A 1,030-nucleotide genomic window follows, 5' to 3' on the forward strand; every position below is an offset into this window, starting at 1 on the left:
GCCTCGGCGGTGTTGGAGCCCCAGTCGTGGCCCGCCACGACGAAGCGTTCGATTCCGAGTGCATCCATGAGGTCGATGGCGTCGTGGGCCAGGATGCCGGAATTGCCCGACCGCAGTGTCGTCTTGGACAGGAACCGAGTGGTCCCGAAGCCGCGCAGGAACGGCGTAACGGTGCGGATGCCTGCGGCGTTGAGCGCCGGCGCGACTCCGGCCCAAGTGGTGGCGTCGTCGGGCCAGCCGTGCAGCAGCAGGACGACGGGCCCCTCGCGCGGCCCCTCGTCGAAGAGCGCCACGTCGAGGAGCTTCGTTTCGACGCGGATCAGGTTCATCGCTTGTCTCCGTTGGAGCGCTGGGAAGAACCACGCATCAGCGCTCCGATGGCGAGCCCGACGCCGAGAGCCGCCGCCCCGGTCACGACGGGGTGGAGGGCGGCGCGGGTGTAGAGGCTCGTCCTCATCACGTGACCCTCGTAGTTTCCGCGCTCCTTCAGGCTCTCGGTGGGCACATCGAGCCCGCTCTGGTCGGGTGGGCGCCGCGACGGCCGACCGCTGGGCGTGCCGGGGATCACCATCCGGTTCATCACGACGTCGGTCAGGCCGGGCGCGAAGTGGCCGAGTTGTGCCATGCCTTTGGCGCCGCCGCCGACCAGGATGTCACGGACCGGACGCTCGGCGCAGCTCAGGATGGCCTCGGCCACCGCCTCGGGCGCGTAGACCGGTGGTACGTGGTGCGGCTCTGAGGCGAGGTAGTTCTTGGCGTTGACGGTGAAGGGCGTGTCGATCTGGCCGGGCTTCACCAGCGTCACCGAGATAGGCGCGCCGGAGTCTTCCAACTCCATGCGGAGCGCGTCGGTGAAGCCCTTCACCGCGTGCTTCGAGGCTGAATAGATGCCCTGCAGCGGCACGGCGCGCTCCGACACCTCGCTGCCGAGGTTGATGAGGGCGCCACCCGTGTGCTTCAGGTGCTTCACGGCTTCCAGCGAGCCGTGGATCAGGCCCCAGAAGTTCGTGTCGAACAGCTTGCGCATGTC

The 1,030-nt window shown here is 68.4% G+C and carries 2 protein-coding genes; both read right to left on the reverse strand.

Translation table 11 applies throughout. From position 1 onward, the window contains the following. Positions 1-329: alpha/beta fold hydrolase (locus D3273_RS27835; protein WP_207210942.1), on the reverse strand; the 329-nt coding region annotated here is incomplete at its 3' end. Next, on the reverse strand, positions 326-1,030 hold a 705-nt coding region (locus D3273_RS27840; RefSeq protein WP_129230293.1), incomplete at its 5' end, for an SDR family NAD(P)-dependent oxidoreductase. The genes D3273_RS27835 and D3273_RS27840, both read right to left, overlap by 4 nt.

The organism is Lichenibacterium minor (assembly GCF_004137685.1).
GTDB classification, from domain to species: Bacteria; Pseudomonadota; Alphaproteobacteria; order Rhizobiales; family Beijerinckiaceae; genus Lichenihabitans; species Lichenihabitans minor.